Origin of the sequence: Halobacillus sp. A1-3 (genome assembly GCF_050971765.1) — a bacterium.
Taxonomy (GTDB): Bacteria; Bacillota; Bacilli; order Bacillales; family Halobacillaceae; genus Halobacillus; species Halobacillus mangrovi_B.
In genome coordinates, this window is sequence record NZ_JBPCEO010000001.1 from 559,148 (window position 1) to 574,763 (window position 15,616).

Consider the following 15,616-nt stretch of genomic DNA (forward strand, 5'->3'; position numbering starts at 1 on the left):
ATAAATCATTTTAGGAGGAATTTTCTTGAAGGAACATCAACTCTATATTAATGGTGAATATACAGAATCAACCGGAAACGAATGGATAGATATTATGAATCCAGCGACAGAAGAAGTCATTTCAAAAACGCCAAAAGGGACAAAAGAGGATGTAGACCGTGCAGTCCAGGCAGCGCTGGACGCCCAGAAAGGCTGGGAGTTGACTCCAAACATCGAGCGAGGAAAAATTGTGCGTCAGTTAGGAGATCGAATTGAAGAGAATCGGGCCACCTTCATCGACCTTTTGCAAGAAGAACAAGGAAAAGACTACGAGCTTGCGAGCGGTGAAGTTGATCTAGCTATCGATTATTTCCGCTACATGTCCGAATGGGCTCGCCGGATTGAAGGGGAAATCGTTCCCAGTGACCGTGCGAATGAAAATATATTTATCTATAAAAAGCCGATCGGCGTGGTTGGCGGCATCGTTCCATGGAACTTTCCTGTCTTTATTTTGGCCAGGAAAGTAGCTACAGCACTAGTAACTGGCTGTACGATTGTATTGAAACCAAGCCAGCAGACTCCAAATACGGCGATGGAATTTACTAAGATCATACATTCTATGGATGAAATTCCGAAAGGTGTGTACAATGTCGTCACAGGAACAGGATCAGAAATCGGAAATGCCCTCGCTTCCCATAAACATGTGCATATGATTTCGATGACAGGGAGTGTTCCTGCAGGTACGAAAGTCATGGAAGCAGCCGCGCAAAATATTACAAAAGTGAACCTGGAGTTAGGAGGTAAAGCTCCTGCCATCGTAACAGCGAACGCAGATCTTGATGTCGCGGCAGAGAACATCACTATTTCAAGACTGGCAAACAATGGCCAGGCGTGTACGAATGCGGAGAGGGTGTATGTTCATGAAAGTGTGGCTGATAAGCTTATTGAAAAATTACGGCATCGCTTTGAATCTCTGACCATTGGTGATCCGCGTGAGAATAAGGAAGCTGATGTAGGCCCGCTGGTCAGCCAGGATCGCTTAGAAGAAGTCGAACAAATGGTGAAAGAAGCGCTCAATGCAGGAGCGAAGGTAGAATTTGGTGGTGAAAGACCGGATCATGAGAAAGGCTTCTTTTTCAAACCAACGATTCTAACTAACGTGGAGCATGACATGGCCATTATGCAGGAGGAGATCTTTGGACCTGTTATTCCGGTTGCAACGTTCAAAACTCTTGATGAAGCAATTGAAAAAGGGAATGATACAGAATATGGACTTTCTTCTTCCGTCTATACAGAAAATATGCATGAGGCAATGCGAGTCGTTAATGAATTGAAGTTCGGTGAGACCTTTGTTAACCGAGAGAATTTTGAAGCTGTTCAAGGCTATCACGCTGGAATGCGTAAATCTGGCTTAGGCGGTGCAGATGGGAAGCACGGAATGGAAGACTTTCTTGTCACTCAAGTCGTCTATATGCAATATAAAAACGATAAACAATAAAAAATATAAAAAAGGGTGTCCTTAACGGGCACCCTTTTATTGTGAAGAAAGGTTCTTTTTTAACCATTCTGTAGCGAAATCAACAGACTTTCTTATAGAAAATAGACGGGCACCTGCATTACCGACTTTCCCTTTTTGGACCACGTAAGCTTGTTCGAATTCTGCACCGATTTTTTCAAATGGTTCATCATCGATATCGACATCTGCGTAAGTGATCCATTGTGTCTTGCCTTCTTTCATTAACGGAGCACCTCTAGTCTTTTCTTTACGTACATGAGAGCGGTGTTCCGATAAATGAAAGCTAGTGTTTGAATCGTATCCTACGCCAAGTAATAAAACTTTTGCCTCTCTTTCATAGGCTTGACCGAGGGGAGATGTGTCGCTCAAAGGATAAGACAATTCATGTCTTTCTGTCATTTGCTCTGCTTCTTTCCCCCAGGCTGATATAGAAAATGCCGGGTGATAACTACGGTAAACATCAGGAAACTTACGAAATAATTCAGGAAGTACGCCTAAATACGTAGAAGGGGTCTTATTTGGATCGAAGGCAGGCATTGTATTTCTTATTGTTTCATGCCAATTATTTGGTACAGGTGGATTTTCCCATTCGACAGGGTCTGAGAGCGTCGGTGAATGAGTTTGGAACACTAACGTTCCTTCCGTTGTAATAGTGTCCATTAAGGATTGGATGACAGCTTGCGGGCCTCCGCTTGTCCAACCGATCGCTTTCATGGAAGCGTGGACGAGAATGAGGTCTCCTTCTTTTATTCCTAGGTTAGATAAGTCTTGTTTCAGGCTTTCTACGGTTTGAGGTTCGAATGTTTGATCAATGACTTTTTTCTCGCTCAATAGGATTACCCCCTTTATTTACGATTATACAAAAAAGGAAAGCCCTATAAATAAGGCTTTCCGTTATAACTCAGCGATTATCAATTGTTTCTGGATACATATCATGATTCATCATGCGATGGTCAGCCATTTGTTCGAATTTCGTCCCCGGCTTACCATAGTTGCAATAAGGATCGATAGAAATGCCACCTCTTGGAGTGAATTTTCCCCACACTTCAATGTAGCGAGGATCCATCAATTCAATTAAATCATTTATAATAGTATTGACGCTGTCTTCATGGAAGTCTCCATGATTACGAAAGCTGAATAGATAGAGTTTCAGTGACTTACTTTCAACCATTTTCTGATCCGGGATGTAGCTGATGTAAATAGTTGCGAAGTCCGGCTGTCTTGTTTTCGGACATAGAGTCGTAAATTCAGGACAATTAAATTTAACAAAATAGTCTCGATTCGGGTGCTGGTTATCGAATGTTTCTAGAACGGCAGGATCGTACTCAAACGAATATTCATTATTTTGATTCCCTAGAAGGGATAGATCTAAGTCATCTTCTTTACGGCCAGGCATAGCTAACACTCCTCTTGAGTTGTTTTTGGTTTATTTTGTCACCTCAGGTCATCCAGATATTGGATGACCTGAGGTGGAAGATTATACAAAAAAATCCGCAACTCTAAGGGCTGCGGATTAAAAGTTCAGCTTCCTTAGTTTTTTATAGAGGGGTGCTAAGAAACCTCTTAATTATGAGAATTATTGCTTCAATTATTATATAAATGCTGCGAATCACTGTCAATCGACTTCCTTCTCTTGACCTAATTATGTAAATATTTAGTCATTTCCCTTTAAAAATCTTTCCTTTTCCCCTAAAATAAGAAGTAATTCATGAAAAATTCTGAAAATACCCCATTGAAAGAGCTCTGTAAACGACAGAGCTTACTTTAGGCACAAGTAGAAAACGTTTACAAAAAACATTCTGATGAGGTGATTTAATGGATATGCAACCAATCCCAGCAAGATCAGGCAATCACAACATGGAAAACTACAAAGAAACGTACAACCATTTCAATTGGGATGAAGTGAAAAGTAACTTTACGTGGAGTGAAACGGGCAAGGTGAACATTGCTTATGAAGCAATCGATAAATATGCCGCCGATCCACAAAAGAAGAATCAGGTAGCGTTAAAGTACTCAGCACCTGATCGTGAAGAAGAGTTAACTTTCGACGATTTGAAAGTGCAAAGTAATAAGTTTGCGAATGTACTGAAGAAACACAATATAGAAAAAGGCGACCGTGTTTTCTTGTTCATGCCTAGAAGCCCGGAATTTTATGCAACCTTTTTCGGTATTTTAAAAGTCGGAGCCATTGCTGGTCCACTTTTTGAAGCTTTCATGGAACAAGCGGTACGGGATCGTTTGGAAGATAGTGAAGCAACGATGCTGATTACGACTCCTGAGTTATTGGAGCGTGTCCCGGTCGATGATCTTCCCGCTTTAAAACAGATTGTTCTCGTTGGAGGAGATGCTCCAGGCAACTACATTTCATACGAAGAAGAAATGAAAAATGCTTCTGAGGACTTTGAAATCGAATGGGTAGACCTTGAAGATGGAATGCTTCTCCATTACACTTCTGGTTCCACTGGTAAGCCAAAAGGGGTTTATCATGTGCATAATGCAATGATTCAGCATTATCAGACAGGTAAATGGGTGCTTGATTTGAAGGAAGACGATGTGTACTGGTGTACGGCTGACCCAGGCTGGGTAACGGGAACGAGTTACGGAATCTTTGCTCCATGGCTGAATGGAGTGACGAACGTTATACGCGGCGGCCGTTTCAGTCCAGATGACTGGTACGGAACAATTGCTGAGAAGAATGTTTCCGTATGGTATTCCGCACCGACAGCGTTCAGAAAATTATTGAGTGCTGGCGCTGAGGTTGCTAAGAAACATGACTTATCCTCATTACGACACGTATTGAGTGTTGGAGAGCCATTAAACCCAGAGGTCATTACATGGGGACTGGAAGCCTTCGACTTGAGAATCCACGATACATGGTGGATGACTGAAACAGGTGCCATGCTCATTTGTAACTATCCTGCGATGGATATGCGTCCAGGTTCCATGGGTAAACCATTCCCTGGAATTGAAGCGGCAATCGTGGATAACGATGGGAATGAACTGCCACCAAATCAAATGGGGAATCTAGCGATTAAGGAAGGCTGGCCATCCATGATGCGTGCCATCTGGAATAACCCAGGGAAGTATGAAAGTTATTTCTTGAATGGCTGGTATGTATCAGGTGACAGTGCCTATATGGATGAAGACGGTTACTTCTGGTTCCAGGGACGACTTGATGATGTAATCAATACTTCTGGTGAACGTGTAGGTCCTTTTGAAGTAGAAAGTAAGCTGATCGAACACGAAGCCGTTGCAGAAGCTGGAGTCATTGGAAAACCGGATCCAGAGCGCGGAGAGATCATCAAAGCCTTCGTTACACTCCGGGAAGGCTATCAAGAGTCGGATGATCTGTTAGAAGATATCCGCCAATTCGTGAAAAAAGGTTTAAGTGCTCATGCGGCTCCAAGAGAGATCGAAATCAAAGATACGATTCCAAAAACGCGTAGTGGTAAAATTATGCGTCGCTTGCTGAAATCGTGGGAACTTGGATTGCCGACAGGAGACACATCTACGCTAGAAGAATAAAAAAGCCGAAAGAAGCGTGCCTGATTGGTACGCTTCTTTTTTAATCAACCACAAAATATCTTCATGCATCCCTACTTATCTAGGACGAATACGAGACATTTCATAGATCTAAAGAAAGTTGTTCCACGTGAAACAGAAAGCTCGACATTTCAAATGAGACAGTCTTAGAGGGCTGTGTTAGGATGAAGAGGATAATTAAGGAAATGCTAAATAGAGAGAAATTGCAGGTGGAACATCATGAACGAATCAAATCAATCTTTTCTAGGCACCACATTGGAAACCATACAATGGTTCGTTTTTTTGTTAGCCAGTTCTGTGGCGCTTCCCATAGTCATTGGTTCAATCTTTGATTTAAGCTTCGCCCAGGTCTCGGGGCTGATGCAGCGTACGTTCTTTGTCGTAGGCATCACTTCATTTCTGCAGGGAATGTTCGGCCATAAACTGCCCATCATGGAAGGACCGGCAGGATTATGGATTAGTATTTTTGCTGTGATGGCATATTCAGGTGCTCAATCGGGAAAAAGCTACATAGAAACGCTGCAAACCCTAGAAGCGGCTATGATTTTAACAGGGGTATTTCTTCTGGTTTTTGGAGTTTTTCGATTAGCCCATCGGGTGTTATTTGTATTTACTCCGTTAGTAACGGGGGCTTTTTTATTTTTACTGACCGTCCAATTAAGCGGAACTTTTTTGCGGGGCATGCTTGGCATTCAGCAACAAGTAGAAGCCATTCATGTAGATCAGACAGTTGTCGCGTTTGTCACATTTTGTTCCGTACTTGGGTTATCGATTTTTGCAAAAGGCTGGCTGAAGAGCTACGCCGTTTTAATCGGTATCAGTGTAGGCTGGCTTTTATATATTGTCTGGGTAGGCAGCACGAAAGAAAGTGGAGGGGAATCACCGTTCATTTCAGCGCCGGAGTGGCTGGCCTGGGGCATTCCTCACTTCGAGTGGGGCATTGTACCGCTCGCTTTTATTACTGCCGTCATTCTTCTGTCTAATATCGTCGCTTCAGTGGTAGCGGTAAGTCACTCGATTTATGGTAAGCCCACCTACTCTTACAATCAAATTAATCAGGGAAGCAGCTTTTTAGGTGTCACCCATGGAATATCAGCGATGTTTTCATCGATCGCTAATGTACCTTTGGCGTCGTCCTCGGGTTTCATCCATTTAACAGGTCAAAAGAAGAAAGCTCCATTTTTATATGCATCTGCCTTATTAATGATCATTGCTTTCTTTCCATCTTTAGTCGCCTTTATTTCTGGGATCCCATCGCCAGTTGCTAATGCAGCACTGCTTGCTACCTTTGTTCAGCTAATGGGACTTGGAATCAGTAACATTGCCAGTGAAACATTGGACGAGAGAAGGTTAACCATCTTGTGCATCTCATTTTTACTAGGAATTGGGCTTATGTTCCTTCCTGCTGAGGTGTTCAAGGGGCTGCCTGGCATTGTACAAAATTTAATGAGTAATGGATTATTAGTCGGAACAGTATTGGTCATTATTATGGAACAGCTTTGGAAAGAGTCGAAAACGTAAAGATATAGAGGAAGTGATTGCATTGGAAAGACAATTATACGATGTAATAGGGATTGGGGTCGGCCCTTATAATCTTGGACTAGCGGCACTGATTGACCAGACGGATGAAGTAAATGCGCTCTTTTTTGAAAAGACTCCTGAGTTCATGTGGCACCCTGGAATGCTAATCGAGAAAATGGATCTCCAAGTTCCGTTTCTTGCTGATTTGGCTACATTTGCGGATCCGAAGAGTCGTTATACATTTATGAATTACCTGCATGAACATAACCGGATGTTCCCTTTCTTTTTCCATCGTCATTTCGAGGTCCCGCGGCAAGAGTTTAATCACTATCTGCAATGGGTAGCCGGCCAGTTAAAGAGTTTATACTTCGGCCACGTGGTGGAGGATGTCCTTGACAAAAAAGAAGCAGACAACCCTCATTACGAGGTAATCGTGAAGGAAAAGACGACAGGAGAGAGAAAACACTTTAATGCAAAGCATGTGGTGCTTGGAACAGGGAGTCAACCATTGGTGCTTGATGGGATGGATGGTCTTCCTAATGAAGATGTTATCCACTCCAGCCGATATTTATTTGAAAAAGACCACCTCCTTAAATCAAAACATGTAACAGTAGTCGGGTCAGGACAAAGTGCAATTGAAATTTTCCTTGATTTGCTCGAGGAGCAGGAGCGCCAAGACATGAAGGTAACGTTATTAACACGGACGGGTGGGCTGTTTCAGCTGGATAAAGCAAAGTTTGCTCAAGAAGCCTTTACGCCGGATTACGTGGATTATTTCCATAACCTAGAATTTGATCAAAGAAAACAGACGCTGGACACCTTAAAGCCGCTTCGTAACGGAATTGATCCTCAAACCCTTGAAAGGCTGTACACAAAGCTTTATCATCGTACGGCTGGAATGAAAGAGAGCCGAGTTCTCATTCAGCCAATGACTGAGGTTCAGAAAATAGAAGGTCAAAAAGACGGGTATGTTCTTCACTGTAAACAATGGCAGGAAGATGTGGAGTACAAATACGATACTGAAAAAGTAGTCTTAGCCACAGGCTACAAACCGCACATCCCTGAATGGTTTATGAATCGTTATAAAGAAAATATCGAATGGGAAGATGAAAAAATGTTTAAAGTGACTAGAGATTATCGACTAATGTTTAATGATGATCGAAACCACCACTTTTTCAGTTTGACTAATCTCGTTCATTCACATGGAGCAGGAGCTACGAACTTAGGGTTGTCGGTTCATAGAAACGTCCACATCATCAATACGATTGCAGGAAAAGAAGTTTACAAGAATCAAGAAGATACAACATTCCAGCAATTTTCTATGAAAGACTATGGCACATCCTAACCATCTCATAAGAATGTGAAATGTTTAATTTTGGGAACAAGGGGAAGACATCCTATGTGAATAAATTAAACACTACCCTTCAAGGAGATGATTATATGAGTAAGATCGCTTGCGTCATTACGTCTATGTTTGAAGATGTCGAATACACTCAGCCTGCAGAGGCTTTTAAAAATGAAGGTCATGAAATTACTACAATTGAATGGGAAGCCGGTAAAGAAGTAAAAGGAAAACAAGGAGAAGCATCTGTAAAAATCGATAAATCTATTGATGATGTGAACCCGAATGATTTTGACGCGCTTCTTATCCCGGGAGGCTTTTCACCCGATCAGCTTCGTGGCGACGAGAAATTCGTAACTTTAGCTAAACACTTTATGGATGAGAAAAAACCTGTTTTCGCAATTTGCCACGGTCCACAGCTTTTAATTACAGCGAAGACACTCGAAGGTAGAAAGGCCACTGGTTTCAAATCAATTGCTGTTGATATGGAATATGCAGGCGTGGACTACCAAGACCAGGAGGTTGTTGTTTGTCAAGATCAGCTGGTGACAAGTCGTCAGCCAGATGATATTCCTGCCTTCAACCGTGAATCCTTAAAATTACTACAATAAGAAATAAATTAAAGTAAGCCGCGGGGGCTTCCCTCGCGGCTTTTCCTTTTTCGGTGGAATGTCCACTTATGGAGTTGTGGCTGTAATTGTCCTATAATGAAAGATAAAAGAATGAGTGAAGGGATCGACTACATAGGAGGGAAGATATGATTGTCCAGGAGCGTGAAAATGAATTTCTGATGATTAAGCAGCACGACCATGCACAAATATCTGGTCAAATGGTTTTGGAGTGGAAGAAAAATTTCCTGTTGCGATCAAAGTTGAGGGAAGAAGCCGATTGGGCCATTGCCCAACATGACCGTGCCTGGATTCCTTTAGATGAACATCCAAAGTGGAATGATGAGAAGAACAGGCCTTATACGTTCATTGATTATCCTATAAAGGAGAAAATAGAGGCTTATCAGCGTGGGATAAAGGAAGTTGCTGAACGCTCGCTTTATGCTGGAATGCTCTGCAGCATGCATTATATGTCTTTCTTTTCAGAGGATAGTGACGATCCAGCCATCCTTCAGTTTATTGGAGAGGAAAAGAAGAGGCAGGAAGATCTATTTAAAGCAATGAAAATGGATGTTCCTAAGGATATCTATCATCTTCATTTCAAACGGCTCCAATTTTGTGATGATTTGTCTTTATATGTATGTATGCAAGAACCGGGGATACCGAAGGAACAAGAAGTACCATGGTTTAAAGATGGATTTAGACAAACCTTTGATTTTGCTCCGGACGGAATAATGGCTAACTGGGTAGACCAAACACAAGTGTCGGTAAACTCTTTTCCATTTTCACGTCCTTTCGAGGTGCATATTCCTTATCGCTCCGTTTCCAAAAAAGCTATTGAGGAAAAAGGGCTGGAGAAGGCTTATCATGAGGCTGAAACGGCACAGCGAACGGTGAAGATTATATCAGAAGAGTAAAACACCGCTGTCAGACAGCCTTATTGCTGCCAGGACTGTCTGATGCGGAAAATTTCATTGATTCTTTTCGACGTTGAACTGACTACCGAGCAGAGCCCAATTTTGTGGAAAGGATAGACCAAGCTTCCAGTAACTGATACCTTTCAGACCGCGATCCTTAATAAGGTCAAATTTCTTCTGGATGGAACGAGCATCCTCAAACCAGACTTCATGATCATTTCCTTCCGAGTCCGTATACGTAAAATAGGGAGCCTGTTCCTCTTGGTCATAGGAAATTGGAACATTGTTTTCCCTTGCAATCTGAATAGCTCTCTGAGGGCTCACGGCTTTCGCAAACTCTCCACCAGGTTCATAGGGGAGCGTCCAGTCGTACCCGTACAAATTTTGGCCTAATAATATTTTATTTGCCGGCATTTCAGTCAGCGCATAATCCACCACTTCAGTGACAGGTCCAATCGGTGAAACAGCACGAGGAGGGCCTCCACTGTAACCCCATTCATAGGTCATTAATACGACGAAATCGGCAATTTCTCCATGCGCTTTATAATCGTGTGCTTCATACCAGGCACCTTCTTGTTCAGCACTCGTTTTTGGAGCAAGGGCGGTCGACATAAGGAGACCTTCTGCAGAAAGCCTCTGCTTCGCTTTTCTAAGGAACTGGTTGTAATTTTCCTTTAGCTCTGGAGGCAGAAATTCCATATCGAAATGAACGTCTCTAAACCCGACTTCTTTCGCTGTTTTAACGATGTTATCAAGAAGGGTGTTTTGTACGTTTTCGTTTGTCAGGATCGTTCGCCCAAGTTCTGCGCTGAACTCGCCTTCCGCTAAGTTCGTGACAACCATCATAAGTGAGGCGTCATTGTTATCAGCGATTGCTTTGAAGTTATCAAGCGGCGGCGCTTTTAATGTGCCATCCGGTATGATTTCATAACTAAAGGGAGCTAAATAAGTAAGCAGCGGTGCTCGTTGTTCAGCTGAAGATCGCAGAACTTCGGAGACTTCCCCTCCAAAAGGCTCAATATAAGCATTGGCAGAAATTAAGGTTGGCGGTTGTTCAGGGATATACAGTCTTAATCCTACAGGCAGCGCTGCATTTGCCTGCAGGCCGTTTACTTCAGCGAGCTGGTTTGCGGATAAACCAAACTGCTGAGCAATGGTATATAAGCTGTCTCCGGGCTGGACAAAATAAAACTGACCGACAATCGGCACAACTATAGCTTGACCGACTACGAGGTCTCCAGGGGTTTCCAGTTCGTTTGCATCAATGATGGCATTTGGCGTACTATCATAGAGACCAGCTATCGAAAATACACTGTCACCTGGCTGGACGACATGGATTTGCATGTACATCGCTCCTTTCTCATCATTATCAATGTATGAATACGGAAAGCGGAAATATTCTTATGAAATAGAAGGGGTCTCTTATGAACACTGACGAACACTATATGCAATTAGCTATAAAAGAAGCAAAAAAAGCAGAGGCAGAAGGCGAAGTTCCAATTGGAGCGGTCATTGTTTTTAATGATGAAATCATCGCCAAAGGTTACAATCAAAGAGAGACATCCCAGCTCGCTTCTTCTCATGCTGAATTCATAGCTATCGAACGAGCCAATCAGGCAATCGGAAGCTGGAGACTGGAAGATTGCACGTTATATGTCACCCTGGAACCATGTCCGATGTGTGCAGGAGCTATTTTACAATCCAGAATCCCGAGAGTCGTTTATGGAGCAAAAGATCCGAAAGCGGGATGTGTTGGTTCTTTAATGAATTTATTAGATGATGAGCGGTTTAATCACAGAGCAGAAATCTCAGCTGGGGTCTTGGGAGAAACATGTGGTGACCTTTTGACTCAGTTTTTCCGAGAGCTGCGTAATAAGAAGAAAACAAGTCCATCTACTAATAATTTACAAAAATAATTCATTGCATTTTTTGAAAAAAGTAGCTATACTAGTAATTGTCGTGCTAAGCGGGGAATTAGCGGTGCCCTATACTCGCAATCCGCTACAGCGAGGCCGAATCCCCACCCGAGGTGGTGTGGCCTCAAGGTCTGCCTTATGTGACCGGTGTTGACACCCAGGTCCTGCGCAACGGGAATCAGTGAACCCTGTCAGGTCCGGAAGGAAGCAGCAGTAAGCTGTCCCTCTCGTGTGCCGCGGGAGTGCCTGGGTCGAGCCGTAATCATAAGTAACGCTTGGGGCCACGCCATCGACGGTGGGTGCACGGCATTACATATGAATTTACTATTAGGTTATTATATAAAAAAGTCGTTATGAGACATTTTCATAACGGCTTTTTCTATTATATTCGGCTTAATTAAATAGAGGGTTGTGAGGATTAGTTCGTTTTCATTCCTTTTCACTCATTTACATAATGGAATGATTACCTCTAATTTAAAAACTAAAGCCTTAAGTTAGAAGCGAATGTCGTCGAAGAACTAAGGTTCACATCCAATGCACCAATCAGGTATAATGGATGAGAGACTAAAAAGGGAGAACGGTTATATGAGCTATCAGGCTTTGTATCGTGTCTGGCGCCCAAAAAACTTTGAAGATGTGGTCGGACAAACCCATATTACACGCACACTGCAAAACGCGATTGAACAAGATAAATTTTCGCATGCCTATCTGTTCTCCGGTCCACGGGGGACGGGTAAAACAAGTGCTGCGAAAATTTTTGCTAAAGCCGTGAACTGCGAACGTTCCCCTGTGAAGGAACCCTGCAATGAGTGTGCGGCGTGTCTTGGTATCCAAGATGGGTCGATCTCGGACGTTATTGAAATCGATGCTGCTTCCAACAACGGGGTAGAACAAATTCGTGAAATCCGGGACAAGGTAAAGTATGCACCAAGCGCGGTACCTTACAAAGTATATATTATTGATGAAGTCCACATGCTCTCCATGGGAGCTTTTAATGCTTTGCTTAAGACGTTAGAAGAACCCCCTCGTCATGTTATATTTATTTTAGCAACGACAGAGCCTCACAAAATTCCACTTACCATTATTTCAAGATGTCAGCGATTTGACTTCAAACGGATATCTCAGAAAGCGATGGTTGATCGGATGGAGGCCATTATCTCTGCTGAGGAGATCACCATTGCTCGTGAAGCTTTGGAAATTGTGGCTTTAACAGCAGAAGGCGGGATGAGGGATGCTTTAAGTTTGCTAGATCAGGCCATTTCCTATAGTGAAGAAGAAGTTACTGTTGAGGATGTATTAGCAGTAACCGGTTCAGTCTCCCAAGGGAAACTGGCTGAAGTCGTTAGAGCTTTATACGAACAAGAGGTGAAAGCAGCTCTTGAAGCAGTAGATGACTTGATACAGCAAGGAAAAGATCCGGGCCGTTTTGTCTTTGACTTAATTTATTATCTTCGAGACGTCCTATTATTCCAAAGTGCTCCAGATCTTGAACATAATTTGGAACGTGCCATTCCTGATGATACGTTTCGTATGCTGGCTGAACAGTTATCTGCCCACTGGATTCAGCAGGCAATACGAGAGCTCAATCAATGCCAGCAAGAAATGAAATGGACAACAAGTCCTAAAGTGTTTATTGAAATTGCCCTTTTGAATATGGTGGAAGTCAAGCCTGCTTCTGTATCGCAGCTTGCTGAATCAGAAGCTCTGAATCAGCTTTCTAAGAAAATTACTGAACTCGAGAGAGAATTGACGAGTTTGAAGCAAAACGGGGTAGAACAGCAAGCGGCTAAACCATCGAAGCCAAAGCGAACACCTGCAAAATCCGGACGAAAAGGATATAATGTACCTTATGAACGGATACGCCAAGTATTAAATGAGGCATCTAAGGAAGAAATTAAAAATGTTCAAGGTCATTGGGCAGATTTCATGGATGCATTGAAGCGGAACAATGCACCGGCTCATGCAACTTTACTGAATAGTAAGCCGAGAGCAGCTTCTTCAAAAGCGTTGGTACTTGCTTTTCGCTATGACATCCATTGTTCCTTGGCAATGGAGCACCAAAGTACAATTGAGCCCTTGCTTACAGAATTCATAGGAAAACCTTTGACGATCATCCCTATTCCGGAGCCGAATTGGCAGGAAATACGCGAGGAATATGTGCGTAAACAAAAAAATTCCCCTGAGGACGGCGATGAAGAAACATCTGATAATCCATCTTCTGAAGGGAATGACGATCCGCTCGTCTCAGAAGCACGCAAGCTCGTCGGAGATGATTTGATAGAAATCCAAGATTAAATGATATTAAAGGAGGAATTCGCCATGCGTGGTGGAGGAAATATGAACAATATGATGAAACAAATGCAAAAGATGCAGAAGAAAATGATGAAAGCTCAAGAAGAGCTTTACGAAATGACTTTTGAATCTTCTGCTGGCGGCGGAATGGTTAAAGTTGTTGCTAACGGGAAAAAAGAAATTACAGATATCGAAATCGATGAAGAAGTTGTAGATCCAGATGATGTAGAAATGCTTCAAGATTTGATCATCACAGCAACGAACGATGTGTTGAAGCAAGTGGATGATAAAACAAACGATACTATGGGACAGTTCACGAAAGGTATGCCTGGAGGAATGTTCTAGGAGGAATTCTCATGTATTACCCGGAACCAATTTCTAAACTGATCGACAGTTTTACGAAGCTGCCAGGGATCGGCCCTAAGACGGCTGTCCGCCTGGCTTTTTTCGTGCTGGAGATGGAAGAGGACGATGTTCTTGATTTTGCTAAGTCATTAGTGAACGCTAAAAGAGAACTGACTCACTGCTCGATCTGCGGTCATATTACCGATCAAGACCCTTGCTCAATTTGTCAGGATGATTCCCGCGATCAAACATTGATTTGTGTCGTTCAAGATCCGAAAGATGTGATCGCGATGGAGAAGATGAAAGAGTTTAGCGGGAAGTACCACGTGCTGCACGGAGCTATTTCGCCGATGGACGGCATTGGTCCTGAAGACATTAATGTGGCAAGTTTGATTAATCGATTGAAAGATGAAGGAGTCGAAGAGCTGATTCTGGCCACCAATCCTAATATTGAGGGAGAAGCTACGGCCATGTATATCTCTCGATTAGTGAAACCTTCGGGAATACGTATGACACGTATTGCCCACGGTCTTCCGGTTGGAGGAGACTTAGAGTATGCGGACGAAGTAACTTTATCCAAGGCACTTGAAGGAAGAAGAGAACTGTAAAAAGGATGGTTCTATGTTCGGTAGACATAAAAAGATTAGGAAAGAGATTGATCAAGAGCTTCTTTCTAATATAAGAACACTCAAGCATGAGTGGGAAACGCTGAACACGATCATAAATCAGAGTATTGAGCCGAGTGACGAGGGACTGACAGAACTAGCCCTTGTTAAAGCGAAATATTTTTACTTATTGCGAGAAGCAAGATTTCGTCAAATCAATGCTTTATCATAACTTGTACTATCCCCTTGTTCCATCACATATACTGACTTTAGAACAGTATATAAGTGGACAGGGGGTTTTTTATGGATCCGGTGTTAGTCATCTTATTGTTAGGACTAGCCATTCCTTTTTTATTGATTGTCGGGTTGCCATCTGCTCCAATTAAATGGGCGGGACAACTTCTCACTAGGTTAATCGTTGCTGTTATCCTTCTTTTTTTCGTAAATCTGTTCGGAGCGCAATTTGGTTTGCATGTTCCTATTAATGGTTTCACGGCTGTCGTCTCTGGACTCCTTGGTGTACCAGGTGTATTGTCACTGGCAGCTATACATTTATGGTTACTTTAGAAAAAGATGAGGCTATATGTCCTTATCTTTTTTTATTTGTGTGTAAATAACGCGACGGTGTAGGCTGCACCTAGTTCCTTGAGGTTATAAGCCAATCGATTATGTATGAAAAATATCCACTCCATCGCTTATCATATGCTTGTCGTGGTACCTCAGGACGAGGTTCAGTTCAACGATGGCACAAGACGTGTCGGACATCGTTGAACATGGAATGATTAAACCACTCGCTTACGGAGTTCAGCTTATTAAATAGTAATCTCGTAATATACGAAAAAAAATAAGAAAAAAGGGTTGCGTTCATTTTCATAGCATGCTATATTATTACTTGTCGCTTCAAAGAAAGCGGGTTTTAACAAAACAGCTTACAAAATCTCATAAAAAAAGTTATTGACACACAGTAACTTTACATGATAAATTAGTAAGCGTCGCTTCAAAAGAGAAGCGGCAAGCCGAAAACGGCTTACA

The 15,616-nt window shown here is 42.6% G+C and carries 15 protein-coding genes and 1 other RNA gene; 13 read left to right on the plus strand and 3 right to left on the minus strand.

Going from position 1 to position 15,616, the window contains the following annotated elements; genetic code table 11:
• Positions 1-25 precede the first annotated feature (25 nt).
• The gene (gene aldA / locus ACRYKC_RS02655) at positions 26-1,477 is read left to right on the plus strand and encodes an aldehyde dehydrogenase (RefSeq protein WP_433805096.1); all 1,452 of its coding nucleotides are present in this window, start codon (positions 26-28) and stop codon (positions 1,475-1,477) included.
• Positions 1,478-1,513: 36 nt separating this feature from the next.
• Here aldA and ACRYKC_RS02660 read toward each other — a convergent pair whose 3' ends face one another.
• Entirely contained in the window at positions 1,514-2,326 is an 813-nt protein-coding gene (locus tag ACRYKC_RS02660) for an AAC(3) family N-acetyltransferase (RefSeq protein ID WP_433805097.1), read from the minus strand.
• A 70-nt stretch (positions 2,327-2,396) separates the two neighbouring features.
• Complete coding sequence (queF, locus tag ACRYKC_RS02665) at positions 2,397-2,891, minus strand: preQ(1) synthase (protein ID WP_433805099.1); 495 nt, start codon at positions 2,889-2,891, stop codon at positions 2,397-2,399.
• A 419-nt stretch (positions 2,892-3,310) separates the two neighbouring features.
• On the opposite strand from queF, the gene acsA reads away from it, so the two are divergent.
• The 5 genes from acsA (at position 3,311) to ACRYKC_RS02690 (ending at position 9,426) form a co-directional block, all read left to right on the plus strand.
• On the plus strand, positions 3,311-5,020 hold the full coding sequence (acsA, locus tag ACRYKC_RS02670; protein WP_433805100.1) for an acetate--CoA ligase: 1,710 nt from the start codon (positions 3,311-3,313) through the stop codon (positions 5,018-5,020).
• Between the two features lie 237 nt (positions 5,021-5,257).
• On the plus strand, positions 5,258-6,559 hold the full coding sequence (locus tag ACRYKC_RS02675) for a purine/pyrimidine permease (protein WP_433805101.1): 1,302 nt from the start codon (positions 5,258-5,260) through the stop codon (positions 6,557-6,559).
• Positions 6,560-6,581: 22 nt separating this feature from the next.
• Positions 6,582-7,904 (plus strand): lysine N(6)-hydroxylase/L-ornithine N(5)-oxygenase family protein, encoded by a 1,323-nt coding sequence (locus ACRYKC_RS02680; protein WP_433805102.1) that lies wholly within the window; start codon positions 6,582-6,584, stop codon positions 7,902-7,904.
• Positions 7,905-7,999: 95 nt separating this feature from the next.
• Positions 8,000-8,512 (plus strand): type 1 glutamine amidotransferase domain-containing protein, encoded by a 513-nt coding sequence (locus ACRYKC_RS02685; protein WP_433805103.1) that lies wholly within the window; start codon positions 8,000-8,002, stop codon positions 8,510-8,512.
• 146 nt (positions 8,513-8,658) lie between these two features.
• Positions 8,659-9,426 carry a DUF3891 family protein gene (locus ACRYKC_RS02690; protein WP_433805104.1) on the plus strand — a complete coding sequence of 256 codons (768 nt, stop codon included), beginning with the start codon at positions 8,659-8,661 and terminating at the stop codon, positions 9,424-9,426.
• Between the two features lie 54 nt (positions 9,427-9,480).
• On the opposite strand, the gene ACRYKC_RS02695 is transcribed toward ACRYKC_RS02690, so the two are convergent.
• Positions 9,481-10,770 (minus strand): glycosyl hydrolase family 18 protein, encoded by a 1,290-nt coding sequence (locus ACRYKC_RS02695; RefSeq protein WP_433805105.1) that lies wholly within the window; start codon positions 10,768-10,770, stop codon positions 9,481-9,483.
• Between the two features lie 80 nt (positions 10,771-10,850).
• On the opposite strand from ACRYKC_RS02695, the gene tadA reads away from it, so the two are divergent.
• The 7 genes from tadA (at position 10,851) to ACRYKC_RS02730 (ending at position 15,151) form a co-directional block, all read left to right on the plus strand.
• A complete protein-coding gene (gene tadA / locus ACRYKC_RS02700) occupies positions 10,851-11,342 on the plus strand; it encodes a tRNA adenosine(34) deaminase TadA (RefSeq protein ID WP_433805106.1) in 492 nt (163 codons plus the stop codon).
• A 41-nt stretch (positions 11,343-11,383) separates the two neighbouring features.
• Positions 11,384-11,649: signal recognition particle sRNA large type (gene ffs, locus ACRYKC_RS02705), an RNA gene on the plus strand.
• A 278-nt stretch (positions 11,650-11,927) separates the two neighbouring features.
• Positions 11,928-13,637 (plus strand): DNA polymerase III subunit gamma/tau, encoded by a 1,710-nt coding sequence (dnaX, locus tag ACRYKC_RS02710; RefSeq protein WP_433805107.1) that lies wholly within the window; start codon positions 11,928-11,930, stop codon positions 13,635-13,637.
• Positions 13,638-13,661: 24 nt separating this feature from the next.
• Complete coding sequence (locus ACRYKC_RS02715) at positions 13,662-13,979, plus strand: YbaB/EbfC family nucleoid-associated protein (RefSeq protein WP_085027058.1); 318 nt, start codon at positions 13,662-13,664, stop codon at positions 13,977-13,979.
• Positions 13,980-13,990: 11 nt separating this feature from the next.
• Positions 13,991-14,587 carry a recombination mediator RecR gene (gene recR, locus ACRYKC_RS02720; protein ID WP_085027056.1) on the plus strand — a complete coding sequence of 199 codons (597 nt, stop codon included), beginning with the start codon at positions 13,991-13,993 and terminating at the stop codon, positions 14,585-14,587.
• A gap of 13 nt (positions 14,588-14,600) precedes the next feature.
• Entirely contained in the window at positions 14,601-14,816 is a 216-nt protein-coding gene (locus ACRYKC_RS02725) for a YaaL family protein (protein WP_085027054.1), read from the plus strand.
• Between the two features lie 71 nt (positions 14,817-14,887).
• Entirely contained in the window at positions 14,888-15,151 is a 264-nt protein-coding gene (locus ACRYKC_RS02730; RefSeq protein WP_433805109.1) for a pro-sigmaK processing inhibitor BofA family protein, read from the plus strand.
• The last annotated feature ends 465 nt before the right edge of the window (positions 15,152-15,616 follow it).